The organism is Streptomyces sp. NPDC037401, assembly GCF_055602345.1.
Genome location: NZ_JBVJWO010000020.1, coordinates 59,598 through 85,530, shown reverse-complemented (window position 1 = coordinate 85,530; position 25,933 = coordinate 59,598). Strand labels below are relative to the sequence as shown.

Annotated in this window: 28 protein-coding genes and 2 tRNA genes; 15 read left to right on the top strand and 15 right to left on the bottom strand. The window is 73.1% G+C overall.

What is annotated here, in order from left to right; translation table 11 throughout:
• Positions 1–52 precede the first annotated feature (52 nt).
• Positions 53–619 carry a GPR1/FUN34/YaaH family transporter gene (locus tag ACZ7H1_RS22440; protein ID WP_470789008.1) on the bottom strand — a complete coding sequence of 189 codons (567 nt, stop codon included), beginning with the start codon at positions 617–619 and terminating at the stop codon, positions 53–55.
• A 98-nt stretch (positions 620–717) separates the two neighbouring features.
• Positions 718–1,245: a universal stress protein gene (locus ACZ7H1_RS22435; protein ID WP_470789006.1), complete on the bottom strand. Its 528-nt coding sequence runs from the start codon at positions 1,243–1,245 to the stop codon at positions 718–720.
• A 421-nt stretch (positions 1,246–1,666) separates the two neighbouring features.
• Here ACZ7H1_RS22435 and ACZ7H1_RS22430 point away from each other — a divergent pair, with 421 nt between their 5' ends.
• The 4 genes from ACZ7H1_RS22430 to ACZ7H1_RS22415 all read left to right on the top strand — a co-directional run bounded on the left by ACZ7H1_RS22430 (position 1,667) and on the right by ACZ7H1_RS22415 (position 4,301).
• Positions 1,667–1,867: a hypothetical protein gene (locus tag ACZ7H1_RS22430; protein ID WP_470789005.1), complete on the top strand. Its 201-nt coding sequence runs from the start codon at positions 1,667–1,669 to the stop codon at positions 1,865–1,867.
• A gap of 376 nt (positions 1,868–2,243) precedes the next feature.
• Positions 2,244–3,425 (top strand): helix-turn-helix domain-containing protein, encoded by a 1,182-nt coding sequence (locus ACZ7H1_RS22425; protein ID WP_470789004.1) that lies wholly within the window; start codon positions 2,244–2,246, stop codon positions 3,423–3,425.
• An 83-nt stretch (positions 3,426–3,508) separates the two neighbouring features.
• A complete protein-coding gene (gene orn, locus ACZ7H1_RS22420) occupies positions 3,509–4,111 on the top strand; it encodes an oligoribonuclease (protein ID WP_470789003.1) in 603 nt (200 codons plus the stop codon).
• A 117-nt stretch (positions 4,112–4,228) separates the two neighbouring features.
• Positions 4,229–4,301, top strand: a tRNA-His gene (locus tag ACZ7H1_RS22415).
• A 51-nt stretch (positions 4,302–4,352) separates the two neighbouring features.
• Here ACZ7H1_RS22415 and ACZ7H1_RS22410 read toward each other — a convergent pair.
• The gene (locus ACZ7H1_RS22410) at positions 4,353–5,390 is read right to left on the bottom strand and encodes a LacI family DNA-binding transcriptional regulator (protein WP_470789001.1); all 1,038 of its coding nucleotides are present in this window, start codon (positions 5,388–5,390) and stop codon (positions 4,353–4,355) included.
• A gap of 93 nt (positions 5,391–5,483) precedes the next feature.
• On the opposite strand from ACZ7H1_RS22410, the gene ACZ7H1_RS22405 reads away from it, so the two are divergent.
• The 5 genes from ACZ7H1_RS22405 to ACZ7H1_RS22385 are packed head-to-tail and all read left to right on the top strand — an operon-like array spanning position 5,484 to position 10,502.
• A complete protein-coding gene (locus tag ACZ7H1_RS22405) occupies positions 5,484–6,791 on the top strand; it encodes an ABC transporter substrate-binding protein (RefSeq protein WP_470789000.1) in 1,308 nt (435 codons plus the stop codon).
• 7 nt (positions 6,792–6,798) lie between these two features.
• The gene (locus ACZ7H1_RS22400; RefSeq protein ID WP_470788998.1) at positions 6,799–7,863 is read left to right on the top strand and encodes a carbohydrate ABC transporter permease; all 1,065 of its coding nucleotides are present in this window, start codon (positions 6,799–6,801) and stop codon (positions 7,861–7,863) included.
• Positions 7,860–8,684 (top strand): carbohydrate ABC transporter permease, encoded by an 825-nt coding sequence (locus ACZ7H1_RS22395; RefSeq protein WP_470788996.1) that lies wholly within the window; start codon positions 7,860–7,862, stop codon positions 8,682–8,684. Before ACZ7H1_RS22400 ends, ACZ7H1_RS22395 begins: the two co-directional genes overlap by 4 nt.
• Positions 8,681–10,051, top strand: a complete 1,371-nt coding sequence (locus tag ACZ7H1_RS22390; protein ID WP_470788995.1) for a GH1 family beta-glucosidase — start codon at positions 8,681–8,683, stop codon at positions 10,049–10,051. The genes ACZ7H1_RS22395 and ACZ7H1_RS22390 overlap by 4 nt, the downstream gene beginning before the upstream one ends.
• A 7-nt stretch (positions 10,052–10,058) precedes the next feature.
• The gene (locus ACZ7H1_RS22385) at positions 10,059–10,502 is read left to right on the top strand and encodes an NUDIX hydrolase (RefSeq protein ID WP_470788993.1); all 444 of its coding nucleotides are present in this window, start codon (positions 10,059–10,061) and stop codon (positions 10,500–10,502) included.
• Between the two features lie 19 nt (positions 10,503–10,521).
• Here ACZ7H1_RS22385 and ACZ7H1_RS22380 read toward each other — a convergent pair whose 3' ends face one another.
• From ACZ7H1_RS22380 to ACZ7H1_RS22360, 5 genes are all read right to left on the bottom strand, one after another.
• Positions 10,522–10,827 carry a hypothetical protein gene (locus tag ACZ7H1_RS22380; RefSeq protein ID WP_470788991.1) on the bottom strand — a complete coding sequence of 102 codons (306 nt, stop codon included), beginning with the start codon at positions 10,825–10,827 and terminating at the stop codon, positions 10,522–10,524.
• Positions 10,828–10,900: 73 nt separating this feature from the next.
• On the bottom strand, positions 10,901–11,536 hold the full coding sequence (locus tag ACZ7H1_RS22375) for a disulfide bond formation protein B (protein WP_470788990.1): 636 nt from the start codon (positions 11,534–11,536) through the stop codon (positions 10,901–10,903).
• Between the two features lie 12 nt (positions 11,537–11,548).
• The gene (locus tag ACZ7H1_RS22370) at positions 11,549–11,713 is read right to left on the bottom strand and encodes a DUF5993 family protein (RefSeq protein ID WP_470788988.1); all 165 of its coding nucleotides are present in this window, start codon (positions 11,711–11,713) and stop codon (positions 11,549–11,551) included.
• A gap of 80 nt (positions 11,714–11,793) precedes the next feature.
• Positions 11,794–13,212, bottom strand: a complete 1,419-nt coding sequence (locus ACZ7H1_RS22365; RefSeq protein ID WP_470788986.1) for a HAMP domain-containing sensor histidine kinase — start codon at positions 13,210–13,212, stop codon at positions 11,794–11,796.
• Positions 13,213–13,240: 28 nt separating this feature from the next.
• Positions 13,241–13,930 (bottom strand): response regulator transcription factor, encoded by a 690-nt coding sequence (locus ACZ7H1_RS22360; protein ID WP_470788985.1) that lies wholly within the window; start codon positions 13,928–13,930, stop codon positions 13,241–13,243.
• Positions 13,931–14,009: 79 nt separating this feature from the next.
• On the opposite strand from ACZ7H1_RS22360, the gene ACZ7H1_RS22355 reads away from it, so the two are divergent.
• Positions 14,010–14,579 (top strand): hypothetical protein, encoded by a 570-nt coding sequence (locus ACZ7H1_RS22355; protein ID WP_470788983.1) that lies wholly within the window; start codon positions 14,010–14,012, stop codon positions 14,577–14,579.
• Here the strand turns inward: ACZ7H1_RS22355 and ACZ7H1_RS22350 are convergent.
• Together ACZ7H1_RS22350 and ACZ7H1_RS22345 are read right to left on the bottom strand one after the other, a co-directional pair.
• Positions 14,576–15,439, bottom strand: a complete 864-nt coding sequence (locus ACZ7H1_RS22350) for a spermidine synthase (protein ID WP_470788981.1) — start codon at positions 15,437–15,439, stop codon at positions 14,576–14,578. The genes ACZ7H1_RS22355 and ACZ7H1_RS22350 overlap by 4 nt on opposite strands.
• Positions 15,440–15,463: 24 nt before the next feature.
• Positions 15,464–15,862 (bottom strand): hypothetical protein, encoded by a 399-nt coding sequence (locus ACZ7H1_RS22345; RefSeq protein ID WP_470788980.1) that lies wholly within the window; start codon positions 15,860–15,862, stop codon positions 15,464–15,466.
• 234 nt (positions 15,863–16,096) lie between these two features.
• Between ACZ7H1_RS22345 and ACZ7H1_RS22340 the strand changes: the two genes are divergently transcribed.
• A complete protein-coding gene (locus tag ACZ7H1_RS22340; RefSeq protein WP_470788978.1) occupies positions 16,097–17,404 on the top strand; it encodes a tetratricopeptide repeat protein in 1,308 nt (435 codons plus the stop codon).
• Between the two features lie 35 nt (positions 17,405–17,439).
• Here the strand turns inward: ACZ7H1_RS22340 and ACZ7H1_RS22335 are convergent, their stop codons facing one another.
• From ACZ7H1_RS22335 to ACZ7H1_RS22320, 4 genes are read right to left on the bottom strand one after another with little or no spacing between them, the layout of a single operon-like run.
• On the bottom strand, positions 17,440–18,795 hold the full coding sequence (locus tag ACZ7H1_RS22335) for an AAA domain-containing protein (RefSeq protein WP_470788977.1): 1,356 nt from the start codon (positions 18,793–18,795) through the stop codon (positions 17,440–17,442).
• Positions 18,792–20,360, bottom strand: coding sequence for a hypothetical protein (locus ACZ7H1_RS22330; protein WP_470788975.1), 1,569 nt, complete (start codon positions 20,358–20,360; stop codon positions 18,792–18,794). The genes ACZ7H1_RS22335 and ACZ7H1_RS22330 overlap by 4 nt, the downstream gene beginning before the upstream one ends.
• Complete coding sequence (locus ACZ7H1_RS22325) at positions 20,348–21,505, bottom strand: hypothetical protein (protein ID WP_470788974.1); 1,158 nt, start codon at positions 21,503–21,505, stop codon at positions 20,348–20,350. The genes ACZ7H1_RS22330 and ACZ7H1_RS22325 overlap by 13 nt, the downstream gene beginning before the upstream one ends.
• Positions 21,444–22,292 (bottom strand): phosphatase PAP2 family protein, encoded by an 849-nt coding sequence (locus tag ACZ7H1_RS22320; RefSeq protein ID WP_470788973.1) that lies wholly within the window; start codon positions 22,290–22,292, stop codon positions 21,444–21,446. Before ACZ7H1_RS22320 ends, ACZ7H1_RS22325 begins: the two co-directional genes overlap by 62 nt.
• A 121-nt stretch (positions 22,293–22,413) precedes the next feature.
• Here ACZ7H1_RS22320 and ACZ7H1_RS22315 point away from each other — a divergent pair, with 121 nt between their 5' ends.
• The 4 genes from ACZ7H1_RS22315 (at position 22,414) to ACZ7H1_RS22300 (ending at position 24,472) form a co-directional block, all read left to right on the top strand.
• Entirely contained in the window at positions 22,414–23,010 is a 597-nt protein-coding gene (locus ACZ7H1_RS22315) for a histidine phosphatase family protein (RefSeq protein ID WP_470788971.1), read from the top strand.
• A 187-nt stretch (positions 23,011–23,197) separates the two neighbouring features.
• Positions 23,198–23,545 (top strand): hypothetical protein, encoded by a 348-nt coding sequence (locus ACZ7H1_RS22310; protein ID WP_470788970.1) that lies wholly within the window; start codon positions 23,198–23,200, stop codon positions 23,543–23,545.
• 179 nt (positions 23,546–23,724) lie between these two features.
• Positions 23,725–24,408 carry a bifunctional DNA primase/polymerase gene (locus ACZ7H1_RS22305; RefSeq protein WP_470788969.1) on the top strand — a complete coding sequence of 228 codons (684 nt, stop codon included), beginning with the start codon at positions 23,725–23,727 and terminating at the stop codon, positions 24,406–24,408.
• Positions 24,399–24,472, top strand: a tRNA-Lys gene (locus ACZ7H1_RS22300). Before ACZ7H1_RS22305 ends, ACZ7H1_RS22300 begins: the two co-directional genes overlap by 10 nt.
• A gap of 70 nt (positions 24,473–24,542) precedes the next feature.
• Here ACZ7H1_RS22300 and ACZ7H1_RS22295 read toward each other — a convergent pair.
• Positions 24,543–25,778, bottom strand: a complete 1,236-nt coding sequence (locus tag ACZ7H1_RS22295) for a M6 family metalloprotease domain-containing protein (protein WP_470788967.1) — start codon at positions 25,776–25,778, stop codon at positions 24,543–24,545.
• Positions 25,779–25,933 lie beyond the last annotated feature (155 nt).

The window sequence follows — 25,933 nt, the reverse complement described above, 5'->3', positions numbered from 1 at the left end:
CGCGAACGGCCCCCCGTGCGTCCTGCACGGGGGGCCGTTCGCGTCACTGCGCTCAGCCGGCGGCCACCGCCCCGCGGCCGGAAGCCTTGCCGAGCGCCGTGGGCCAGTGGGCCAGCGCCGCCGTGGCGCCGTACCAGGCGAGGAGACCGGCGACCGCGGCGACCCAGCCGCCCGCCTTCCCGAGACCGCTCATGTCCGCGAAGGCCCCGATGCCCGTGAGCAGGAGGGACAGGAAGAGCAGGGCGTACACGCCCTGTCCGAACAGTCCGCTCGACGCCGCCATCGTGAGGGTCAGCGCCAGGAGCGCGAACAGGATGTAGAACAGGCCTGCGGCGTGTGCAGAAGCGTTTCCGTCGCCTGCCGCCCAGGTGAACAGGAACGCGCCGGTGCCGGCGAAGGCCGTGCCGTTGAAGCCGTTGCCGCCCCGGAATTCGAGGAGGCCGAGGACGAACAGGGCTATGCCGCCCACGTACGTCGCGAGAGAGGCCGCGTCCGCGGCGCCCACGCCGTCGACGACCCCGGTCTGGCCGAGACCGATGGCGAGGAGGGTGAGACCGAGGGCGATGTGGCCCAGGGTCGAGGAGGAGGCAGTGCTTCCCGCGGAGACTTCGTTGTCCACGGCGGGCTCCCTTCGATCTGCAGTTGTCGTGCTGCTACCCAGCGAGCTTTATGTACCCTTCACAACACGCCACAACCGGCCAACTGGCAGTGATTCGGTCACGGGATGACAACGACCGGTCGCTGTGCGCGTTTGGCCAGACGGCCCGCCACGGAGCCGAAGATCCGGCCGACGATGCCGTGCGTGGAGCCGACCACGATGGCGTCGGCGGAGTACTCGCGGCCGACCTCCTCGAGCTCGTGGCAGATGTCCCCGCCGCGCTCGACGAGGATCCACGGAACCTCGGCCAGGTAGTCCGCACAGGCCAGTTCCAGCCCCAGCACCTCGGTGCGGTGGTCCGGTACGTCGACGAAGACGGGCGGCTCGCAGCCGGCCCAGACGGTCGTCGGAAGCCGGTTCGCCACATGGACGATGATCAGACCGGATCCGGAGCGGCGGGCCATGCCGATCGCGTACGCGAGCGCCCGCTCACTGGAAGTGGAACCGTCGAATCCGACGACGACTCCGTGCCGGAAGGCGGGGTCGCACGGCTGGCGTGCCTCTTCGACCGCTCGGAGGTCCGACGCGGAGTCGGCGACCTGCTTGCGCTTGCGGTCCGCGGGTTCGGGATATTCGTGACCGGCCATGGGTGTCTCGGCGAAGAAGGTCCTTGGGAGGCAACAGAGGGTGACGGCACTGTGTGGGCTATGCCCGGGAATCATCTTCCCAAGCCCATACCCACAAGGGTACGGCGACACTCCTATCCTGCACAGGGCCCGCCGCCCTTGGGAGAGCGTCCCCCGGAGCATGCCGGAGCCGGGGCTCCTTGGCAATGCCGTCTCACGCCTACAGCCAGTGACGAGCCACCCGTGCGGACAGTGACCGAGGCCCCCGAGGTGCGTTGGACATGCGTCAGACCGTCCAGGAAGAGCCCGCAGGGAGCACTCCGTGCCCGGTCATCCGGTTCACCCCGTCCAGCCCCCGCCTCCGGCACAGCCCGTTCACCCTTCCGGGGATCCGGCCGGTGACGTCGTACGGTGGGCTGCGTTCAGCTGTGTACTCGTACCCGTGGTGCTGATGGTCTACGGCACCTCCTTCGGCGGGGCCGCAGTGGCCGCACTGGGGCTGGTCGCCGTCACCGCGGCCTGCCGGGTGATGCTGCAGCACTCCCAGAAGGCCGAGAGGACGGAGCGCACCGCCGCGCGGGCGCTCGCGGCCCCGCCGCCGGCCGCTCACCGGGGGCGCCATTCCCGGCCCCCTCAGGGCTGACTGGTTCGCACACCCGCACTCCGTACGTTTTCAGCCAACTTCACATCGGCGTACAACCCTTGGCGGAATGCCCACCCAACCCCCCTACCACCAGGGACGACAGCGCAACAGGGGCCATCGGACCCTATGCGTACAGGCCACCGGCCATCGGCGCGCTTCCCACCAAGGTCGCGGAGTGGAACGCTTCCTGATCGAATGCTTTACGCCAAGTTGCCAAGTCGACATAGCGCTGCGTGCTGAACTTGTCACGCCGACACCACGCGACGCAGTAGATTCGATCATGTTTTTACGGCGGGGGATCACGTGCAAGGCCGAGGGGAAACGTGCAGGTGCGACCAGACCAAGGAGTCGCGACACCCAAGGGGGGCTTAGCGCCATGAGCCAGGACTCCACCGCCGTCATCGCTGACGCGGGGCGGAAGCTCGCGGGGCGCCGCCGCCGGGAAATCGTCGCGGTGCTGCTGTTCAGCGGCGGTCCTATTTTCGAGAGTTCCATTCCACTCTCCGTGTTCGGCATTGACCGGCAGGACGCGGGAGTTCCACGCTATCGACTGCTCGTATGCGCAGGCGAGGAAGGACCGCTGCGGACCACCGGCGGTCTCGAACTCACCGCGCCGTACGGGCTGGAGGCGATCGCCCGGGCAGGCACGGTCGTCGTTCCGGCCTGGCGGTCGATCACATCACCACCACCTCCGGAGGCCCTGGACGCACTGCGTCTGGCGCACGAGGAGGGGGCCCGGATCGTCGGACTGTGCACGGGTGCCTTCGTGCTCGCGGCCGCCGGCCTGCTCGACGGCCGGCCCGCGACGACGCACTGGATGTACGCGCCGACGCTGGCCAAGCGGTATCCGTCCGTCCATGTCGATCCGCGCGAGCTGTTCGTGGACGACGGCGACGTCCTGACGTCGGCGGGCACCGCGGCCGGAATCGATCTGTGCCTCCACATCGTGCGCACGGATCACGGCAGCGAGGCGGCCGGGGCACTGGCCCGCAGGCTCGTCGTACCGCCCCGCCGCACCGGCGGCCAGGAGCGCTACCTCGACCGGTCGCTGCCGGAGGAGATCGGCGCCGACCCGCTGGCCGAGGTCGTCGCCTGGGCCCTGGAACACCTCCACGAGCAGTTCGACGTGGAGACGCTGGCGGCACGCGCCTACATGAGCAGGCGCACGTTCGACCGGCGGTTCCGGTCCCTGACCGGCAGCGCGCCGCTCCAGTGGCTGATCACCCAGCGGGTGCTCCAGGCACAGCGGCTGCTGGAGACCTCCGACTACTCGGTCGACGAGGTCGCCGGACGCTGCGGGTTCCGTTCTCCGGTGGCACTGCGCGGGCACTTCCGGCGGCAGCTGGGGTCCTCCCCGGCCGCGTACCGGTCCGCCTACCGGGCCCGCCGGCCGCAGGCCGAAGCCCCGGTGACCACGCTCGCCGAGGGCCCGGTGCCGCACCAGCGCACGCCGCAGCCCCAGCGGGCGGCAGCGGCCCTGGCCGCGAGCGGCCCCTCGGTGACCGAGCTGTACGCGCCCGGCCGGGCGCTGCTGCAGGGTCAGCGGGAGCACGCGTAGCGGTCTGCCCGCCGCCCGGGTGAGCCGAGGTCCCGCGGATCTGTCGACGTACGATCCGCGGGACCTCCCATAGGGTGGGACGCATGAACGATCGCATGGTGTGGATCGACTGCGAGATGACCGGGCTCTCGTTGACGGACGACGCACTTATCGAGGTGGCCGCACTGGTCACCGACTCGGAGCTCAACGTGCTCGGCGACGGCGTGGACATCGTGATCCGCCCGCCGGACGGCGCACTGGAGCAGATGCCCGACGTGGTCCGCCAGATGCACACGGCCTCCGGGCTGCTGGACGAGCTGGCCGGCGGCACCACCCTGGAGGACGCCGAAGCACAGGTCCTGGCGTACGTACGCCAGCACGTCAAGGACTCGGGCAAGGCACCGCTGTGCGGAAACTCGGTCGGTACCGACCGCGGATTCCTGCTGCGCGACATGCCCACGCTGGAGAGCCACCTCCACTACCGGATCGTGGACGTGTCCTCGGTCAAGGAGCTGGCCCGCCGGTGGTTCCCGCGCGCCTACTTCAACAGCCCGCCGAAGAACGGCAACCACCGCGCCCTGGCGGACATCAGGGAGTCCATCGCAGAACTCCGCTACTACCGCGAGGCGGTTTTCGTGCCGCAGCCGGGACCCGACTCGGAGACGGCCAAGGCCATCGCCGCGAAGTACGTCCTGCCCGCCGAATAGCCTGCGGGTGACCCTTTCGGCAGGCCCGGGGAGCAAGGGGAGCGTTGACGGGGGAGCGAGCACCCGCTCGGACCCTGTACTCTTTTCCTCGGCCGGTCGGAATTCCGACCGGACATGGTGGGTGTAGCTCAGCTGGTAGAGCACCTGGTTGTGGTCCAGGTGGCCGCGGGTTCAAGTCCCGTCACTCACCCTGTACGAGGGCCCCGGTTCGCGGAAGCGGACCGGGGCCTTCTGCGTTCCTTCAGCTCGACGCCCGTACGACCAGCTCCGTGGGGAGCACGATCCGCGGCCGCTCGGCCGACACCCGCGGGCCCCGCGCGATCTGCTCCAGCAGCACCCGGGCCATGGTCTTGCCCATCTCCTCGATCGGCTGGCGGACGCTGGTGAGCGGCGGGTCCAGGTGCCGGGCCACCGCCGAGTCGTCGAAGCCGACCAGCGCCACGTCCTGCGGTATCCGGCGGCCCGCCGCCCGCAGCACCTGCCGGGCGCCCGCGGCCATCACGTCGGAGGCCGCGAAGACCGCGTCGAGTCCGGGCCGGCGCTCCAGCAGCTCCGCCATGGCGCGGCTGCCGCCCTCCTCGGTGAAGTCCCCGACCGCTATCAGGTCCTCGTCGGGGGTGCCTCCGGCCGCCGCCAGAGCCTGCCGGTAGCCGTCGAGGCGGCACTGCGAGCCGTAGACGTCCAGGGGGCCGGTGATCGTCGCTATGGCCCGCCGCCCGCGGCCCAGCAGGTGCCGCACGGCGGCGCGCGCGCCTTCCAGGTTGTCGGAGTCCACACAGGCGAGCGGCTCGTCCGCGGACCGGCGGCCGCTGATCACGGCCGGGATGCCGAGCTCCTCCAGCAGGTCGGGGAGCGGGTCGTCGGCGTGTACGGAGACCAGCAGCACCCCGTCCACCCGGTGCGCGGCCAGGTACTGGGCCAGCCGGCGGCGCTCGCGGTCGCTGCCGGCCAGGGTGAGCAGCAGCTGCATGTCGGTGTCGGCGAGCGCGGCCCCGACACCCCGCAGCACGTCCGAGAAGTACGGCTCGGCGAAGAACCGCGCCTCGGGCTCGGGGACGACGAGGGCGATGGCGTCGGTGCGGTTGGCTGCGAGCGCCCGCGCCGCGCGGTTGGGGACGTAGCCGAGCTCGGCGACGGCGGCCTCGACGGCCGCCCGGGTGCCGTCGCTGACCTTCGCCGAGCCGTTGATCACCCGGGACACGGTGCCGCGTCCCACGCCGGCCCGCACCGCCACTTCCTCGAGGGTCGGCCGTCCCCCGCTGCGCCCACGACCATTCATGGCTTCCTCCCCCAGGGAATCTACCTCTTGACGCGCGTGGGAGCGCTCCCACACTGTGTCACACGACACCCGGCACGTCAGCCCTTCAGGGAGATGCCCATGCGCGTCAGAACAGCTCTCGCAGCCGTCACGGGAACCGCACTGCTCCTCTCCGGATGCGCCTCGGATCCGGCCGGGCCGCAGGACCGCAGCGCGGCCGGCGGAAAGGGGAAGACCACGCTCACGGTCGGGGTCTTCGGGGCCTTCGGCCTGAAGGAGGCCGGCCTGTACGACGCGTACATGGCCGCGAACCCCGGTGTCGTGATCAAGCAGACCTCGATCGAGCGGAACGAGAACTACTACCCGCAGCTGCTCACCCACCTCGGCACCGGCAGCGGGCTCGCCGACATCCAGGCCGTCGAGGTCAACAACATCGCGGAGATCACCGCCACCCAGGCCGACAAGCTGGTCGACCTCGGCACGGCCGCCGGCGTGGACCGGTCGGCCTTCCTGCCGTGGAAGTGGGCCCAGGGCAGCACGAAGGACGGCCGCACGGTCGGCCTCGGCACCGACATCGGCCCGCAGGGCATCTGCTACCGCAAGGACCTGTTCGCGGCGGCCGGGCTGCCCACGGACCGGGCCGCGGTGGGCGCGCTGTGGGCGGGCGACTGGAGCAAGTACCTGGCGGCGGGCAAGCAGTACAAGGCCAAGGCCGGCCAGGGGAAGGCATTCGTCGACTCGGCCTCCGGCGTGATGGCCGCGGTCACCGGCAGCAGCGCCGAGCGCTTCTACGACGCGGGCGGCAAGGTCGTCTACAAGACCAACCCGGCCGTCCGCGGGGCCTTCGACCTGGCCGCGTCCTTCGCGACCGAGGGGCTGAGCGCCAAGCTCCAGCAGTTCACGCCGGGCTGGGACCAGGGCTTCTCCAACGGATCGTTCGCCACGGTCTCCTGCCCCGCCTGGATGCTCGGCTACATCCAGGACAAGGCGGGCCCGGCCGGGAAGGACAAGTGGGACGTCGCGCAGGCCCCGCGGCCCAGCAACTGGGGCGGCTCCTTCCTGGTCGTGCCGAAGGCCGGCAAGCACAGCGCGGAGGCGGCGAAGCTGGCCGCGTGGCTGACCGCGCCCGCGCAGCAGGCCAAGCTGTTCGAGGAGCGCGGCAGCTTCCCGAGCGCCCAGGCGGCGTACGGCCTGCCGACGGTGTCCGGGGCGAAGCACGCGTACTTCGGCAACGCGCCGATCGGGGAGATCTTCGCGAAGGCCGCGGCGGGCGTGCCCGTCCAGACCGTCGGCCCGAAGGACCTGGTGATCGCGCAGAACCTCGCCGACATCGGCATGCTCCAGGTGGACCAGAAGGGCCGTACGCCCGAGCAGGGCTGGCAGGCGGCGGTCAAGGCGATCGACAACGCACTGGACCAGTGAGCACCCGATGACCGATGCATCCCTCGCCAAGGCGACCGCGGCCGAGGCGCCCGCGAGCGGGGCGTCCCCGGCCGGGACGGCCCCCGCCGGGGCTCCCGCGGCCGGTGACGGCGCCGGTACGGCCGTCCTCCCCTCCCCCGCGGTACGGGAGGGGAGCAGGGCCCAGCGGCGGCGCTCCCGCCTGTACCGCTGGGACCTGCGCTGGAGTCCGTACGCCTTCGTGGCCCCCTTCTTCCTCTTCTTCGCCGCCTTCGGGCTCTTCCCGCTGCTGTACACGGGCTGGGCGGCCCTGCATCAGGTGGAGCTGACCGACCCGGACGCCATGACCTGGGTGGGCGCGCGGAACTTCACCCGGCTCCTGAGCGACGAGTTCTTCTGGAACGCGCTGCGGAACACGTTCACCATCGGGCTGCTGTCGACCGTCCCGCAGCTGCTCATCGCCCTCGGGCTGGCCCATCTGCTCAACTACCGGCTCCGCGGCTCCACGTTCTTCCGGGTCGCGGTGCTCACGCCGTACGCCACCTCGGTGGCCGCCGCCACCCTGGTCTTCGTGCTGCTCTTCGGGCGCGACTACGGAATGGTCAACTGGGCGCTGGGGCTGATCGGCGCCGGACCGGTGGACTGGCAGAACGACACCTTCGCCGGCCAGCTGGCGGTCTCCACGATCGTGATCTGGCGGTGGACGGGCTACAACGCGCTGATCTACCTGGCCGCGATGCAGGCCGTGCCGCACGAGCTGTACGAGTCGGCGGAGCTGGACGGGGCCTCGCGCTGGCGGCAGTTCCTGCACGTCACCGTGCCTTCGCTGCGCCCGACGATCCTGTTCACGATCGTGGTCTCGACGATCGGGGCGACGCAGCTGTTCGGCGAGCCGCTGCTGTTCAACGGCGGCGCGGGGGCCACGGGCGGCGCGGACCACCAGTTCCAGACCCTCGGGCTCTACCTGTACGAGCAGGGCTGGGTGAACCTGCACCTCGGCCGGGCGTCGGCGATCGCGTGGGCGATGTTCCTGATCCTGCTGCTGATCGGCGGGGCGGCCCGGCTGCTGCGCGGGAGGGGTGAGGCCCGATGAGGACCTTCCGGGCCGGCCGGCTCACGTACCTGGTCCTGGGGCTCTTCACCCTGGGCTCGCTCTTCCCCCTGGTGTGGACGGCGATCGCGGCCTCGCGCACCAGCACGCGGCTCGCGCAGACCCCGCCGCCGTTCTGGTTCGGCGGCAACCTGTGGCGCAACCTGTCCGTCGCCTGGACGGACGCGAACATGGGCACCGCGCTGGTCAACACGACGCTGGTCGCGGGCACCGTCGCGGCCGGGACCGTCGTCTTCTCCACCCTGGCGGGCTTCGCCTTCGCCCGGCTGCGCTTCCGCGGCAGCGGCCCGCTGCTGATGCTGGTGGTCGGCACGATGCTGATCCCGCCGCAGCTGAGCGTGGTGCCCCTGTACATGCTGATCGCCGAGCTGTCGTGGACCGACCGGCTCCATGCGGTGGTCCTGCCCGCCCTGGTCTCGGCGTTCGGCGTCTTCTTCATGCGGCAGTACCTGGTCCAGGCGCTGCCCGCGGAGCTGGTCGAGGCCGCCCGCGTGGACGGCGCGAACTCGCTGCGGCTGGTCTGGCACGTGGTCTTCCCGGCGGCCCGGCCGGCGATGGCGGTGCTGGGGATGCTGACGTTCGTCATGGCCTGGAACGACTTCTTCTGGCCGGTGATCGCGCTGACCCAGAACGGCAGTCCGACGGTGCAGGTGGCGCTCACGGGCCTGGGCCGCGGCTACATCCCCGACCAGTCGGTCATCATGGCGGGCGCCCTGCTGGGCACCCTGCCGCTCCTCCTCGTCTTCGTCCTCTTCGGCCGTCGGATCGTCGGCGGCATCATGCAGGGAGCCATCAAGGGATGACGCTGAACACGACGACGGCACGCGAGACCGGGACACGGTTCCCCGCGGACTTCCTGTGGGGTGCGGCGACCGCGGCCTTCCAGATCGAGGGCGCGGCCGACTCCCGCGGCCCCTCCATCTGGGACACGTTCTGCCGCACCCCCGGCAAGGTGGCCGCCGGCGACACCGGCGACGTGGCCGCGGACCACGTCCGCCGCTGGCGCGAGGACGTCCGGCTGATGTCCGGGCTCGCCCTCAACGCGTACCGCTTCTCGGTCTCCTGGCCGCGGGTGCGCTCCGGCGGGATCGGCTTCTACGACCGGCTGGTGGACGAGCTGCTCGGACAGGGCATCGAGCCCTGTCCGACGCTGTACCACTGGGACCTGCCGCAGGAGCTCGAGGACGCCGGCGGCTGGCCGCAGCGGGAGACGGCGTACGCCTTCGCCGAGTACGCCGCGCAGGTGGGCGAGGCGCTCGGCGACCGGGTGAGCCGGTGGACCACCCTCAACGAGCCCTGGTGCAGCGCCTTCCTGGGGTACGCCTCCGGGGTGCACGCCCCGGGCCGCACCTCCCCCGCCGACTCGCTGCGGGCGGCCCACCACCTCAACCTGGCGCACGGGCTGGCGGCCGCCGCCCTGCCCGCGGCGGCCTCGGTCGGGATCGCGCTCAACACGAGCGCGGTCCGGCCGCTGTCCGGGTCCGAGGCCGACGCGGACGCGCAGCGCCGCATCGACGCCCTGGCCAACCGGATCTTCACCGGTCCGCTGCTGCACGGGGCGTACCCGCAGGACCTGCTGTCCGACACCGCCGCGGTGACGGACTGGTCCTTCGTCCGGCCGGGCGACGAGGCGCTGATCCACCGTCCGCTGTCGTTCCTGGGGGTGAACTACTACACCCCGGCGCTGGTCTCCGCCGCGTCCGGCGGCCGCGCGTCCCGCGCCGACGGCCACGGCAGTTCGCCGCACTCCCCCTGGCCGGGCGCGGACTCCGTGTCCTTCCACCAGCCTCCGGGCGAGGTCACCGACATGAACTGGCCGATCGACCCGACCGGCCTGTACGACCTGCTGATGCGCTTCACCCGCGAGGCCCCGGGCCTGCCGCTGCTGGTCACGGAGAACGGCGCCGCGTACGGACCCGAACTGCACGACCCGGCCCGGATCGCCTATCTGCACGGCCACTTGTCGGCCGTGCACCGGGCCCGCAGCGACGGAGCCCCGGTCGGGGGGTACTTCCTGTGGTCCTTGATGGACAACTTCGAATGGTCGTACGGCTACGGCAAGCGCTTCGGTATCGTCCACATCGACTACGAGACCCAGACCCGCACCCCCCGCTCCAGCGCCCGCTGGTACGCCCAGCTGGCCCGTTCGGGGGTACTCCCACCGAGGTGACCCGAGCGTGGAGACACGATCACGTGTATCGGCATACGCCGTGGCCGTACGGGAGGGCCGGGTGCTGCTCACCCGGCTCACCGACGCCTCACCCGTCTTCCGGCCCGGGTCGTGGCACCTGCCGGGCGGCGGGATCGACCCGGGCGAACAGCCCGCCGAGGCGCTGGTCCGGGAGGTGCGGGAGGAGACCGGGCTCGCCGTGCGCGGGGCCCGGCTCCTCGACGCCCGCTCGTACCGGACCCGCCGGCTCGGGGTCGACTGGCACCTGGTGGCGCTGTTCTACGCCGTGGAGCTGGGCGAGGGCCTGCCCGCGGTGACGGAGGAGGACGGCTCCGCCGACGCGGCGGCCTGGGTCCCGCTGCCCGACCTGTCGGACGGCGTGCCCCTGACTCCGGCCGCGGTCGACGGGCTGAAGCTGGCCGGGGCCTGGGGCGCGGTGCGGGGCGCGTAGGACGGCCCCGGCCGCGGGTTCAGCCGCTCTTCGAGTGCTGCATCCCCGCGAGCCCCTTCGCCAGATCCGCCTTGTCCATCACCGGCTGGACCTCGATCTCCGCGTTGAACTCGAAGAAGAGGGGCTCGAGCAGGGCCGGGAGACTGAAGCTGTCCTGCACGTCGCAGACGATCCAGCAGGACCGCACCCCTTCGTGCAGCCCGAAGTAGGCCGCCTCGGGCTTGAGCCTGCCCATCAGCTCTTCCATCACCTGGGGAAGCCGGCCGCTCTTGAGGGCTTCGTTGCCCGCCTGCGTGTCCAGGTGGGCACGGATCATGACTCGCATGTGTGACTCCTCTCGTCACAGCTCACGGTCAAGGGAGCCGCGGGGTGCGGCAACCCGTCGGCGGCCATCCGGCTCAGTCGAGGATGCCCAGGTCGTGCGGGAGCTCGTAGCGGTTCGGGTCGTCCGGCAGGAACCAGTGGAAGCCCTCCTCGAAGAAGACGGCGACGACGTTCACGGCGATGACGAGCGCCAGGAAGCCGAGCACGGCGTGGCCGAGCAGCCGGTAGGAGGACGTCGTCGGGACGGTGCGGTCCGCGGTCGCGTGGGCGAAGGCCAGCACGGTCCCGACGGCGACCACCGAGGCCATGAAGAGGATCCAGGCCCATACGTAGAGGTGCAGTCCGAAGACCTCGCTGCCGTACCCCCTGTCACCGGGGAGGATGTGCAGCATGGTCTGGCGCCAGGAGGCGAAGCCCCCGCACATCACGGCCACCAGGGCCAGCCCCCAGCCCATCATGTAGTCGCGCCCCGAGAGGCTGCCGCTCATGCCCCTGCGGACGATGTACGCCGCCCCGATGGCGGCCAGCAGCATGAACATCCGCTGCACGATGCACAGCGGGCAGGGGTACTCCCACTCCACGAACTGGTAGTACAGACCTCCGCAGACGACACCCGTCCAGCCGACGGCGAAGAAGCACGCGAACCAGTACTGGACCCGTCCCAGCGGGCCGCCCTCCAGGGGCGCGGCGGACGGGAGGATGCTGTTCATCGCGGCCATGGGTCAGTAGCTCAGGTTCAGGGCGAGGCTGCTCGTGATGTGATGCGCCATCAGCAGGATCACGGCGATCAGCATGACGAACCAGGCTCCCAGCACGATCATCCTGGACGACTGCCGGTACATGGCCAGCAGCGTGGCGAGGATGCCGCCGAAGATAAGGGTGTCCATGAGCCCGGACGGTACCCATGCACGGACAAAGGCCGCACGAGGCGCGCCCGGTCGGTGCGCCGGCGGGAACGCGGCCCGCGTTACGCCGGGGACCGCCTGCGGCGGCGTACCGTGCCGCGGTGGCCGCGCCTCCCCTGCACCGGCGGGCGCTCCCGCCCGTCCAGCCCGATCCAGACCCGCACCTCGGTACCGCCCAGCACCGAGCGCCCGATCCGCACGTCGCCGCCCGTGGACTCCGCCACCCGGCGGACGATGTCCAGGCCCAGGCCCGTGGAGCCGTCCCGGCCGCCGTCGTTGCCGCGCCGCATGGCCGCGTCGGGGTCCGCGATGCCCGGTCCCGCGTCGGAGACCAGGACGATCACCGCGTCCCCCGCGTCGTGCACGTCGACGGCGAAGGGCGTGCCCTCGGGCGTGTGCCGGAAGACGTTGCCGAGCATCGCGTCGAGCGCGGCGGCCAGTTCGGGCCGGGCCACGGGGATGCGTACCGTACGGTCGACCCCCGCGAGCCGCACCTCGCGGCCCTCGTCCTCCGCCAGCGCGGACCAGAAGTCCATCCGCTCCCGGATGACCTCCGAGGCGTCGCAGCCCGCGCCGGGGCCGGGCTGGCCGGGGTTCTGGGCGCGCTGTTCGCGCGCCGTGCGGATGATGGTGTCGACCTCGCGCTCCAGCTGCTCGACCGCCGTGCGGGTCTGCTCGGCCGCCGGGCCGTCGCCGAGGGAGGCGGCGTTGAGCCGCAGCACGGTGAGCGGCGTGCGCAGTCGGTGGGAGAGGTCGGCGGCCAGCTCGCGTTCGTTCGCGAGCAGTTCGACGACCTGGTCGGCCATCGAGTTGAAGGCGACCGCTGCCGACCGCAGTTCCTTGGGGCCCTCTTCCGGCACCCGCGTGCCGAGGCGCCCCTGGCCGAGTTCCTGCGCCGCGTGCGCGAGCCGGCGCGCGGGCTGGATGAGCCGTACGCCGAGCCGGTCGGCGACCGCAACCGAGCCGATGACCAGGGCGATACCGACTCCGGCGAGGACCAGCCAGGCGGTGGCGACGCCGTTGCTGACCTCGCCCTCGGGGATGTGGATCTCCACGACGGCGATTCCGCCGGACCCGATCGCGGTGGGCTGGAGCAGTACCGATCCGCCGCCGGACACCCGCATGCTGGTGGCGCGGCCCAGCCGCCGGGTGTCGGCGACGGCCCGCTCGCCCGCCCAGCCCTCGCCGATGTCGACGGGCCCGCTGCCGGGCACCCCGGCGTCCGGGTCGGCCTTGACCGCCGGGACGTGGACGGCCATCCGTCCGGCCGCGCCCATCTGCGTGGAGGCCACGGCCCGTGCCAGCTGCCGGCGGTCGGTGGTGATGGACAGGGTGGGCCCGATCGCCGCGGCCTGCCGTTCGGCGTTGGAGATCGCCCGGTCGCGGGCCATCTCCTGGACCACCAGTCCCAGCGGCACGGCGAAGGCCACCACCACCATCACGGTGACGGCGAGGCACACCTTGACCAGGGCCCACCTCACGGGCGGCTCACGCTCCGGCTCCTGCGGCTCACAGCGGGGGCTCCAGCTTCACCCCCACACCCCGCAGGGTGTGCAGGTAGCGCGGCCGGGCGGCCGTCTCGCCGAGCTTGCGGCGGAGCCAGGACAGGTGCACGTCGATGGTCTGGTCGTCGCCGTAGGACTGCTGCCAGACCTCCGCGAGCAGTTCCTTGCGGGCCACGACCACACCGGGCCGGCCGGCGAGGAAGGTCAGCAGGTCGAACTCGCGCCGGGTCAGGTCCAGTACGGTCCCGTCCAGCTCCGCGGACCGGCGCAGCGGATCGATGGACAGCCCGCCCACGCGCAGGACCCGCGAGGGCGGTTCGGCCCCGGCGGCGGAGCGCGCCCGGCGCAGCACCGCGGCCATCCTGGCCGCGAGGTGCTCCACGGAGAACGGCTTGGTCAGGTAGTCGTCCGCGCCGTCGTTGAGCAGCCGGACGATCTCGGCCTCGTCGTCCCTGGCCGTCGCGATGATGACGGGTACGTCGGTGATGCCGCGGAGCATCTTCAGCGCCTCCGCCCCGTCCAGGTCGGGCAGCCCGAGGTCGAGTATGACCAGGTCGAAGCGGTGGTGGGCGACTTCGCGCAGGGCTTCCAGGGCCGTACCGACGCTGCGGACCGTGTGGGCGGCCTCGGTCAGGTGCCGGATGAGGGCGGATCGTACGAACTGGTCGTCCTCGACCACGAGCACACTTGCCATGGGCGGCACCGTACGCCATCCGGGGGAGCGGTGGAGGCGCCGGGACACCTCTGGGGGGCGTGGTGCAGTATGTCCCCCGATGAGACGAGGACTTGTACACGCGGCGGCCTGGACCCTGGCGACGGGCGCCGCGGTGACGCTGTCCTGGTGGGGTGTGCACACGGTGATGTCCGGTACCGCCTACGACCCGCCGCAGGCGCTGCCGCTGTCCGGTCAGCCGCTGTCCTCCTCGACGCACGGGTCCGTGCCGCCGCCCCCGCCCCCGCCGTCCGGGTCGTCCCCCTCAGCCACGCCGTCCCTCTCTGCGCCCGCCTCGCCGACCGCACCGCCCGCTTCCGGGCAGCCCTCCCCGCGCCCGCCGTCCTCCGGCGAGGAACCGGCGGGCCGGCAGCGCCCGTTGAAGCAGGGGGAGGCCGGCGGCGGGAGCGTCCGCAGCTATCCGGTCGACGGCGGCCGGGTGGTCTTCGACCTCGGTGCGTCCTCGGCCGAGCTGGTCTCCGCGACTCCGGCCGCGGGCTGGCGGATGCAGGTGTGGAAGCAACCGAAGTGGATCCGGGTGACGTTCACGGGCGACGGCCGCGAGATCGACGTCTTCTGCACCTGGCACGACCACCCGCCGATGGTCGAGACGGCGGAGCGCCCCGCCTAGCGGAAGACGGAGGGCGGCGGCGCCGGGGAGGCGGCGGCCGAGGCGTCCGTGACCGCGGCCGCGCCGCCGGTGAAGTCGGCCAGGGACCGGCCGTGTTCGACGCGGCCGGGGTGCGGGTCGCTCGCCACCCGCCGGGTGAACTCCGCGACCGGCAGCTCCCGGTCGGAGGCCACCAGCACCGCATTGCCGAATCGTTTCCCCCGGAAGACCACGGGATCGGCGGCCAGCGCGAGCTCCGCGAACCGCGAGGCGGCCGTCGCGACCTGCCCCCGCAGGTGGGCGAGCGGCGGCCCGTCGGCCAGGTTGGCCACGTACCACCCGGTGGGCGACATCGCCCGGCGTACGTCGTCCAGGAACTCCGCACTCGTCAGGTGGGCCGGGGTGCGGGCGCCGCTGAACACGTCCGCGATCACGAGGTCCGCCCAGCCGTCCGGGACCTTGCCGAGCCCGGCCCGCGCGTCCACGGCCCGCACCCGGACCCGCGCCTGCGGATCCAGCGGCAGGTGCTCCCGTACGAACGCCACCAGGCCGGCGTCGATCTCCACGATCTGCTGGGACGAGCGCGGGCGGGTGGACGCGGTGTAGCGGGCCAGGGTGAAGGCCCCGCCGCCGAGGTGGACGACGTTCAGGGGCTGCCGGGCGGGCGCGGCCAGGTCGATCAGGTGCCCGATCCGCCGCTGGTAGGCGAATCCGAGGTGGGAGGGGTCGTCCAGGTCCACGTGCGACTGCGGGGCACCGTCGATCAGCAGGGTCCAGGCGTTCGCCCGCTCCCGGTCCGGGTCCAGCTCTGCCAGACCGCCGTCCACCTGCGCGACGACGGCCTCGGGGGTACCGCGTCCGCGCCGCTTGCCCTTCGCCACGGCTCCATTATCGCCGCAGACCGCTCAGGTGCAGTTGTCGGCCGCCTCGATCAGGCGGGCGGCCTCCCCGAGGGCCGCGCGCAGCACCTCGGGGTCGGTGACCGGGTCCGCCGCCTCGGGCGGCAGCAGCCAGCCCGTGCCGTCGCTCGCGGGGGTCACGTCGAAGCGCATCCCGCGCCCCGACGTGTGCGTACACGCGCTCCCCGGCAGGTCCCAGGCGTCGGCGGTGCCGGGCGGGACCAGGAAGCCGAGGGTGTCCCCGGAGCAGTCGTGGAGGACCGGCCCCACCCCGCCGGCGGTCGCGTCCGCGGTCCGGCGGATGATGTCCACCGCCTCCAGCCCCTGCCGGGTGGGGACGGTCACCAGGTCGGGGGCCGCACTCTGCTCCGCGCTCGCGCCGCTGGTCTCCGTACTCATCTCCATGCCGGCCTCCTCATACGATCTGGGAACCGCCTCCCACTCCGCATGGTTCAACGCGCGGGGACGTCAACAGGTGCGGCGACCGGCCGCCGCAAAGGATGGCAGTTCATGGCGGATCGCGGGTGAGATATCCGTTTTGTAGCCAAACGTTGGTCGGGAGGTCCTTCACTGGAGGTACGTTCTTGCGCGCCGGTTTCCCAGGCACCGGCGGCACCTTGGCCAGAGAGGGCACGTCCGATGGCGGCGTCACCTAACGAAACCTTCCGGCAGCTGCGCGGGCAGCGTTCACCCGGCGAGTTCGCGGCGATGGTGCGGCGGGCAGCCCGGGAGATCGGGGAGACGGTCGCGTGCGACGCCCGGTACATCGGGCGGGTGGAGGCGGGCGAGATCCGCTGCCCCAACTACGCGTACGAACGGGTGTTCCTGCACATGTTCCCCGGACGCACACTCGCGGACCTGGGGTTCTCAGCGCGCGAATCCGTGCGCGGGCGCGGGCCGAACCGTTTCCCTCCCTCTTCCCCTTCGTCTGAGGAGAGCGACGTGCTGCGTCGCGCATTCATTTCCGGCGGATCCGCCACCGTGGCGGCCGCCACCCTGGGCTTCACGCTGCCCCGCTGGTCCGAACTGCCACACCGGGCGGGCGAGGCCGAGGCCGACGCCGTGGAGGCCGCCGTGCGCCGGATCCGGCTGCTGGACGACCGGCACGGCGCGGACGGCCTGTACCGGCGGGCCGCCGAGCCGCTGCGGACGGCGTACGCCCTGCTCGACGCCGGGGCGACCCGGCAGTCGACGGCCGACCGGCTGCACGCGGGAGCCGGCGAACTGGCCCTCTCGGTCGGCTGGCTGGCCCACGACTCCGGCCGCTTCTCCGACGCCCGGTCCCACTACGCCGAGGCCCTGGCCACGGCCCGCGTCTCCGGGGATCCGGCCCTGGAGGCGCACGCCTTCTGCAACACCGCCTTCCTGGCCCGCGACTCGGGCCGCCCGCGCGAGGCCGTACGGGCCGCCCAGGCGGGCGGGCGGGCGGCCCGCTCGGTGGGCTCGGCGCGGCTTTCCTGCCTGCTGACCCTGCGGGAGGCGGGCGGCTGGGCGGGCCTGGGTGACCGGTCAGGCTGCGAGGAGGCCCTCGGACGGGCCCACACGCTCTTCGGGCGCGGGCCCTCGGCGGCCGACCCCGAGTGGATGAGCTTCTTCGGCGAAGCCGAGCTGGAGGCCCTGGAGGCGCAGTGCTGGTCGGCCCTCGGGGAGTACACCCGGGCCGCCCGCCACGCCGCCCGGGCCTCGCACCTCCAGGACGCGCACTTCGCGCGGAACGTCGCGCTCTACACCGCCCAGCTCGCGGACGACCTGGCGAGGGCGGGCGCCCCCGAGGAGGCCGCTGCGGCCGGCGGGCGGGTCCTGGACCTGCTCCCCCAGGTCCAGTCGTCCCGTGTCGAGGCCATGCTCACCTCGACCGCGCGGGCCCTGATCCCCCACCAGCGCACGGCGCACGTGGCGGAGTTCCTCTCCCGCCGCGAGCAGCTGCCGGCGCTGCGGGCGACCTGAGCCGCTCCCGTACGACCGTCCCGGTGGCGCCACCGCTACGGCCGCCAGGCCACCCGGTGCTCCGCCAGGTGCGACAGCACCGAGTGGTTGGCCTCCCAGCCGTCCGGGAACTTCACCGTCACGCCGAGCTGGACCGGGTCCGTCGAGGGGTGCTCGTCCAGCAGGTCCGCTATGCCCGCGCGGGCCACGACCACGCAGGCGTGGCGGTGACGGGAAGTCAGCACGCACAGCCGGCCCGTCTCCAGGTGGAAGGCCGTGGCGTCCGGGCGGCCGGACAGCGGGTGCAGGACGACCGTCAGGTCGTACTCGCGGCCCTGGAGGCGGTTCGCGGTGTCGACCGTGACGCCCGTGACGCCCAGCTCGGCGAGGGCCGCGCGGACCGCCGCCGCCTGGTCGCGGTGGGCGGTGCCCACCGCGATCCGGTCCGCGGTCAGCGGTACCGCGTCGGGGGACTGCTCGGAGACCGCGACCGCGCCCCGGTCCAGGGCGCGGCGTACCACCAGCGCCACCGCCCGGACCGCCTCCGGGTCGGTGCGCGGCGTGTGGCGGGCGGGGAGTTCGAGCAGGCCCCAGCCGGACTCCGCGGCCTCGTCGAGGACACGGTCCGGGCCCGACCCGTCGCCGGCCACGCCGTACGACAGCCGCCGGTCGCCGTGGCGCGTACCGCTGCGGAAGGGCGTGTACGGGTAGAACGCGCCCGAGACCAGCGGCGCGGCCGAGGCCGGCAGCCGCCAGGACACGGGCAGCCGGTGCTGGGGCAGGTCCGGATTGTGCGCGAGCAGGGTGGAGACAGCGGAGGCGGAGGGGTCGTACGACAGTCCCGCCCACTGGTCCGCGCCGACGACGCTGAACGGGTCGAGCTGCCCGGGGTCGCCCACGAACAGGGCCCGTTCGAAGAGCCCGGCCACGGCGAGGAGCGCGTCCGAGCGCATCTGGTACGCCTCGTCGACGATGGCGTGTTCCCACGGCCCGACGCCCTGGGTGTGGCCCCATTTCGCAGCCGTGGAGACGACCACGGGCAGTTCGGCCAGGTCCGCCGGCTTCGCGGAGAGCACGACCGAGGGCCGGCCCAGCAGCGCCTTGTCGTAGGCGTCGGCGTCGCTGCTGTGCAGGCGGCCGACCCGCAGCTCGGGGTCCTTGTCCGCGAGCCGCAGCACCAGGTCGTCCACCTGGGCGTTGGTCTGCGCGACGATCATGAGGCGGCGGCCGGCCCCGGCCAGTTCGCGGGCCGCGCGCACGACGAGCGTGGACTTCCCCGCGCCGGGCGGGGAGTCCACGACCACGCCGCGGGCGGTGCCGTGCAGCGTGTCGTGCAGGATGGCGGCCGTGGCCCTGGCCGCGGCCGCGCCCGGGTCGAAGGTGCCGGCGGCTTCGGGAGCGCGCAGCGTCACAGGAGGTCCTCGTCGGTCACGGGGTCGGTGCGTTCGGCAACCGCGGCTCCGGGCGGGCCGCCGTGCGTCCAGGGGGTGTCCTCCGGGTCGGGCAGCTTCGGTCCGGTGCGCGGCTCGTGCTCGAAGAGGGTCCAGCAGACCCGGTCGCCCTTCTCCGGCACGGAGCCCGGCTCCGGGTCCCGGCCGCGGCCCATCTTGTCGAGCAGGCGCAGCACCAGCGCGGCGCCCTCCTCCTGCCGGACGAACTCCGCGGTCTGGGTGCGGCCGTCGAGCGAGCGGTAGACCTTGACCGGCCCGTCGAGCGGCGGCCGGTCGTCGGTGCGGACGGTGACCAGCGGCCGCGGGCTGGGCCGCTTCGACTCCGTCCACTCCATGACGACCTCGGTGACCTCGCCCGCGAAGGCCTCGCCGGCCAGTCGCCGCGCGGCCATGGCCAGCGGGTCGTCCAGGGCCTCCTGGGCGTCCAGCCGGGCCTGTTCGGTCTCGCGCCGGCCGAGTTTCTGCGCGGCGGTGACGGCGTCGTCCTGGCGCGGCTGCGGCGGCTCCCCGGCCCGGACCCGGTCGCGGTGGCCGGTGTACGACCAGCGGTCGCCGGTCCAGCGCTGCTCGGTGTGGTGGCCCGGGGGCAGGGTGCGTACGAGGTCCAGGGCCTGCCAGACCGCCCGCCAGGTGGGCATCAGCTGGGCCTCGACCAGGTCGCGCACGGCCCGGGCGGCCGCGGCGACGGCTGCCGGGTCGGCGGGGTGGGCCGACCGGGCGGCGTCGTAGCGGGCCATGGCGGGGGCGAGGAGCCGGTTGTCGAACGCCGGGTCGGTGGCGGGGCCCGCGGGGGGCACCACGAGCTGCCCGTCGGCGGTGCGGTCCAGCTCGGCGCGCAGGGCCTGATCCGCTCCGGTGCCCGCGGCGTCGGGGTCGGGCGCTATCCAGGCCAGGAGCGCGCCGAGGTGCTGGTCCTCCAGGCTGCTCTGGCCGGTGGCCCAGTGGCGGGAGAGCAGGCCGGTCGCGGAGAGCAGCAGCGCGGAGCCGGGCATCCGGGAGCGCTCGGCGAGGTGGGTGAGCCACCGCCCGAGGAGGGGGACGCGGGCGGGTGCCGGGTACGGGGTGTCGGGGTCCTGCTCGGCAGTGCGCCGGAAGCGCATGGACCGGCCGAGGAGGCGTACGTACTCGATGCCGGCGGCGCTCGGCACGACCAGCTGGGGGGCGTCCAGGCAGAGTTCGGTGGGGACCTTGACCCGCTTGCCGGTCTCCGGGTCGGTCTCGGTGCGCTCGGCGGGCTCGACGGTGTCGGCGTACGAGTCGAGGTACGGCAGCACCTCCTCGGCGAGGTCCGCGAGGAAGGCCCAGCGCAGGTCGCGGTCGCGGGGCTGCGGGACGACGAGGAGCCGCGGGGCGTCCCGGTCGGTGCCGACGAGCGCGCCGAGCGGGGCGCCCGCCTCACCGGCGGTGGTCAGCGGTACGAAGACGAGGGGGCGCTCGCCGAGGTGGCGGTGGCGGACGGTCGCGAGGGGCCGGGCGCGGCCGGCACGGACGGCTTCGAGCCGGGCGAGGGTGGTCAGGAGGGACATCCGGCCGCCTCCAGGGCCTCGGCGCGCAGCCGGGCGGCGCGGTGGAGGGCCTCCGCGACGGGGTCGCCCGCGGCGGCTCCCGCGCCCGCTGCCGGGCCGGCCGGGCAGCCGCCGGCGGCGGCGAGGGCCGCCTCGACCGTCGTCAGCGTGCCCAGTTCGCCGCGGAGGCCGCGGCCGAGGGTGGTGACGGATCCGGCGGAGCGGGCCCGGTCGCGGCAGTGGAAGGCCAGTTCGCAGGCGGCCAGGCAGTCGGGGGCGTAGGCGGCGGAGACGGATTCGACGGCCTCGGTCAGCTCGGCGCGCGGCAGGGCGAGGTCGAACGTGGTCCCGGCGGGCAGCGCGGCCGCGAGGTCCTCGACGCGGGTGAGCCGGTCGAGCTGGCGGCTGGTGACCGCGCGCTGCTTGCGGACGTCGACGGCTGCGGCCGTCGGGAGGTTCGAGAAGTCCTTGGGGCACACCAGCAGGACCGCGTGGCCGACCCGGGCGCCGTCGAGCACGGCTGCGATCCGCTCGAGGGCGAGGACGTAGACGGCGGCCTGGCGGGCGGCGGCCCCGACCTTGGCCGGGTCGGCGCTCCCGTCGACCATCGGGAAGGACTTGATCTCGACGACCGTCCACCGGCCGTCGGGGTGGACCACGACGGCGTCCGGTTCCAGGTAGGCCGGGGAGCCCGCCACCTCCAGCGCGAGCATCGGGTGGTCGAGGAGGGTCCAGGTCCCGGAGGAGGTGGCCTCCCGCAGCGCGAGGGAGGTGCGGGCGGCGCGGCCCTCGGGCCCGGCGGCGGTGAGGTCAGGGACGTGGGCCGCGCGGGGCGGCTCGGCGCCGCCGCCGAGCCGCTCGTGCACCAGGCGGAGGAGCTCCGTGCCGCCGTCGCCCTTGACCTTGGCCTCGAAGGAGTTGCCGCGGACCATCGCGAACTGCGACTGGCCGTACGAAGCGGGCGAGCCGAGCGCCGAGGCGAGGGCGGTCTTGTCCACGCCGGCGCCGTCCAGCAGCGCGCGTCTGCGGCATCCGGGGTTGGCTGCCAGCGCCGCGAGGGCCCGCGCGTCCAGGGGACGCGGGGGCACGGCGGGGCCGCGCAGCTCAGCGAGCCGCTGCCGGAGTGTCGTCGTCTGCGGGGGTCCGCTGGGCGGGTAGGCGCTCACCCGCGGAAGTGTCCCATCCGGCACTGACAATCGCGGACTTCCGCCGAAATCGCGGGGCGAGGCGTTCCGCGGTCCGCCGGGCGTACGGGGTCAGCAGGAAGCCCACGCCCATGACCGCGGCGCCGGCGACGGCGTCCAGCAGGTAGTGGTTCGCGGTGCCGAGCACGACGATCACGGTGAGGGCGGGGTAGACGACGCCCGCGACGCGCATCAGCGGGGTGCGGCCGTACTGCCAGAGCAGGATCCCGCACCACAGGGCCCAGCCGACGTGCAGGCTCGGCATGGCGGCGTACTGGTTCGTGAACGATCCGAGCCCGCGCGGGGCGCTGGCCTCGGCGCCCCACCAGCCGTACGAGCTGTACTGGGCCATGGTGTCGGTGAAGCCGTGCACGGCGTCGAGCAGCCGGGGCGGGCAGGTGGGCATCAGCGTGAAGCCGACGAGGCCGAGGAGGGTGGAGAGCATCAGCCACGTGCGGGCCGTGACGTAGGCGGCGGGGCGGCGCAGGTACAGCCATATGAGGACGGCCGGCGTGACGAGGTAGTGCAGCGAGGCGTAGACGAAGTCGGCGGGTATGCCGAGCCAGGGTTCCTCCGTGAACAGCCGGTTGAGCGGGTGTTCGGCGTTGAGGTACAGGAGCTTTTCGTAGTGGAGTATCGCGAGGCCGTGGTCGACGGCGGTCGTCACGTCGCCGCGGGCGAGGAGGCGCCCGCCGGAGTATGCGGCGTACACGACGCCGATGAGCAGGAGTTCGACCCACCAGCGCGGGCGGTGTACGCGTTCTGACATACGGCGTAAGACGCTTGCGGAAAGCCGGAGGTTGCTTCGGAAGCCGCATGTTGTTCACGTGCGGGATGATGGTCGGGTTGCCGTATTACCTCGTGAATCGCCTCGTACCGGGAGAGAACGCATGGCACCCCGCATCCTGCTGGCACGCCACGGCCAGACCGAGTGGTCGCTGTCCGGCCAGCACACCGGACGTACGGACGTCCCGCTCCTGGAGGAGGGCCGCCGCGGGGCGAAGCTGCTCGGGGACCGGCTGGCCCAGGAGCCGTGGGCGGGGCTGCCGGGGCTGGAGGTGCGCACGAGCCCGCTGGTCCGGGCGAGCGAGACCTGCGACCTGGCGGGCTTCGGGGCGCGGGCGGAGCCGTGGGACATGCTGATGGAGTGGGACTACGGCGACTACGAGGGCCTGACTCCGGCCGAGATCCACGCGATCCGGCCGGGCTGGCTGATCTGGCGCAACGGCGCCGCGGGCGGTGAATCGGTCGCCGACGTCTCGGCGCGCGCGGACGAGGTGGTCGCCTGGGCCCGCTCGTCGGAGCGCGACGTCCTGGTCTTCGCGCACGGCCACATCCTGCGCACGCTGGCCGCGCGCTGGCTCGGCATGGACGCGTCCTTCGGCGCCCGGATCAAGCTCGACCCGACCTCCCTGTCGGTACTGGGCTGGGCGTACGGGGCGCCGGCGCTGGAGCGCTGGAACGACACGGGCCACCTGGAGCGCTGAGGCCTCCCCCGCCCCGTCCGCGGCCCCGGGCGGCGGTCTTGCGCGGGGTTGGACAATGGAGGGTGGCCCGCGCGGAAGCACCAGGTGGGGGTCAGACCGGCGCGGCGGCCCTCGCCGCGCCGCGCGCACGTCCGTACGCGGCCCGCACGGACGGCCGTACGCCCACGATCACAGCCGGAGGACACGCATGGCAGAGCCCGAGCGGACCGAGCGGAGGCTGCGGCCCGCACCGCTGCTCTTCGAGCCCTCGGAGGCCGTCGCGGACCCCGAGCACTTCTTCGACCTGGAGTCCATCGAGGACCCCCGCGAGCTGCTCGCCCGCGCCACCGAGCTGACGCTCGCCTTCCGGGCCGCACAGGACCGCGCGATGGAGTTCCAGGCGGTGGCCGCGGCGCAGCTCGCGGACCCGCGCCGGTTCGACCGGCTGCCCGCCGCGGCCATTGCGGAGCAGGCGGAGTGGACCGAGGACTACGCCGAGAAGATGATCGAGTTCGGCCGCGGACTCCTGAACGGCGACTCCGACCCGGCCTCCTGAACGGGCGGCGAACAGCCGCCCGACCAGGGCGCTCCGGGGCGGTCCGGGCGTAGAACTGATGACCGACCAAGAGCCACTGGCATATGCCGGGGCGGAAGATACCCCACCCCGCCCCTCCCTGTCCCGGTTTCCCGCAACTCTTTGAAACGGAACAGACACGCCCGGTAAATGTAGGGCGCATGAGCTCTTGGCTGCGGGACGAGACGCGAGACAAGCCGGCCGGCGGGTGTCAGGCCGCCGTGGGCGACGCCGACGAGGCCGGCCTGTTCGGGCTGCTCGAGGCGGAGGGGCTCGGCCGGCATCCGGCCGCCCATGTGACCCCGCCGGGCGCCGCGTGGCTCGCCTCGGCCTCCCCCCACCCCCGCAGCACCCTCTCCCTCTGGGAAGCGCGCCCCACCGCGCCCGCGGTGCTGCCCTGCGGTTCGGCCTTCGACGTCGTGAACGTACCCGCGACGTTCGGGCGGCGGATGCTGGACAGGCTCTGGGAGGACGGGCCGGGCTCGGGCCCGGTGGCCGTGCACCGCGGACGGATGCTGCTGTTCGCCGCGCCGGGCACGGCCCACCGGCTGCCTGCACTGCTGGACTGGGAGGAGTGGGGTTCGGCGATCCCGGCCCTGCTCTGCCACGGCCGCGGGGACGCCATCGCCGTACCGGCCCTCGCAGCGCCGCCGGACGGCGCGCCGCAGCCGTCGCGCTGGCTCGTCGCCCCCGACAGCCGCCAGCCCTGGCTGCCGGGCCCCGAGGTCTTCCTGTGGGCCTGCGTCCGGGCCGCGCGTACCGCCTCAGCTGCGACGGTGCGGGTATCGATTTTTCCTTCGGCGGATCCGGATGCTAATGTCTACGACGTCAGCAGGCGCCGCTAGCTCAGTTGGTTAGAGCAGCTGACTCTTAATCAGCGGGTCCGGGGTTCGAGTCCCTGGCGGCGCACAGACGGAAGAAGCCCCTCGCAGCGATGCGAGGGGCTTCTTCGTGTTCCGGACGGGTCCGGCGGCCCGGCTCAGGTGGTGATCTTCACGGTCCAGTCTCCCGACCGGGTACGGTCGGCCACCTCGATCCGGATGCTCTCGCCGGGCACCTTGTACGACTCCCCGACCGCCAGCGGCGCGTCCGCGAGCGCCGGGTAGACCGACTGGTCCCAGCAGGCCTCGGTGTCCGGGTGGGTGTCCAGCACCTCGACGGGCCCGCCGCCGGACGCGGCCTCGTTGCGCACCCGGTAGATCAGCACGCCCTCGGTGCACGTCCCGGAGTCGTTGCCGACCGCGCCGCGCGCCTCCACGGCGATGACGCTGTTCTCCCCGGTACGGACCACCGCGAGCCGGGTGCCGCCGCGGCCGCCGGTCACGCCCGGGGCGCCCAGCGACTGGAGCGTGTGCAGCGAGGACCCGCCCTGTACGCAGTCCACCTGGCCGGGGGCCAGCCAGCCGAGCTTCCACTTGTGCCAGGCGAACAGGTCCGGCGCCATCCCGAACTGGCTGCCCATGACGTCCCAGTCGCCGACGTAGGTGTCCCAGTCGCCCTTGCCGTCCGTGGGGCGGTGGTACAGGTCCGGGAGGTCGAAGACGTGGCCGGTCTCGTGCGCGAGGACGTTGCGGTCCGGCGGGCGGCTCTCGAAGACGGTGACGATCCGGCGCAGCTCGGCGCCGTCGGCGCGGATCGGACGGTCGAAGTTGACGACCTTGGTGGCGTCGGAGTCCACGCCCGGGGCGTCCGGGTCGGCGACGAAGTAGACGACGTCGTACCGGCTGAAGTCCACCTTCCGATCGGCGGCGGCCACCGCGTCCCGCAGATAGGACGCCCGGTCATCGGGCGCCCAGTCCCGCCTTATCCCGTAGGCGGTGGACGCCTTGGGCATCGCGATCCACTCCCGGCCGGGATGCGGGACGAGCCGGAACCTGCCGTACGAAGCCTGCTCGAAGAAGCGGCTGGTCGCCGGGAAGTAGTCGGCGGCCAGTTCCTCGGGGCCGTACTGCGGGCGGGCGTCGGGGAAGGACAGGAAGACCATCACGGCGTCGAGGCGGCGGGCCGGCTTGGGGTAGGCGGCGTTCCAGGTGTCGAGGCCGAGGGAGTGGTGCGCCGCGGTCCGGGTCAGCTCGCAGGGTCCGGCACCCGGCTCGGCCACCGCCGGCCCCGCGACGAGGGACATGGCAGCAAGCGCCGTCAGGGAGGTGAGCGCCGCTGCCGTGCTGCGGATGCGGTAGCGCTCCACTCCCCCGGGTGTCAGCTGTCGCGGCACGTGGACCTCCGGTGGGGGTTCGGAACATCCCACCCACCTTGTGCCGATACGTACTAGATTGTCCTGTTCCGGTGCCCCACACGAGTGAGCCGCCGTACGCGCCGCTGACCACCCAGGCATCACGGAACGTCACATCCGATCAGGGGTGGACCTGC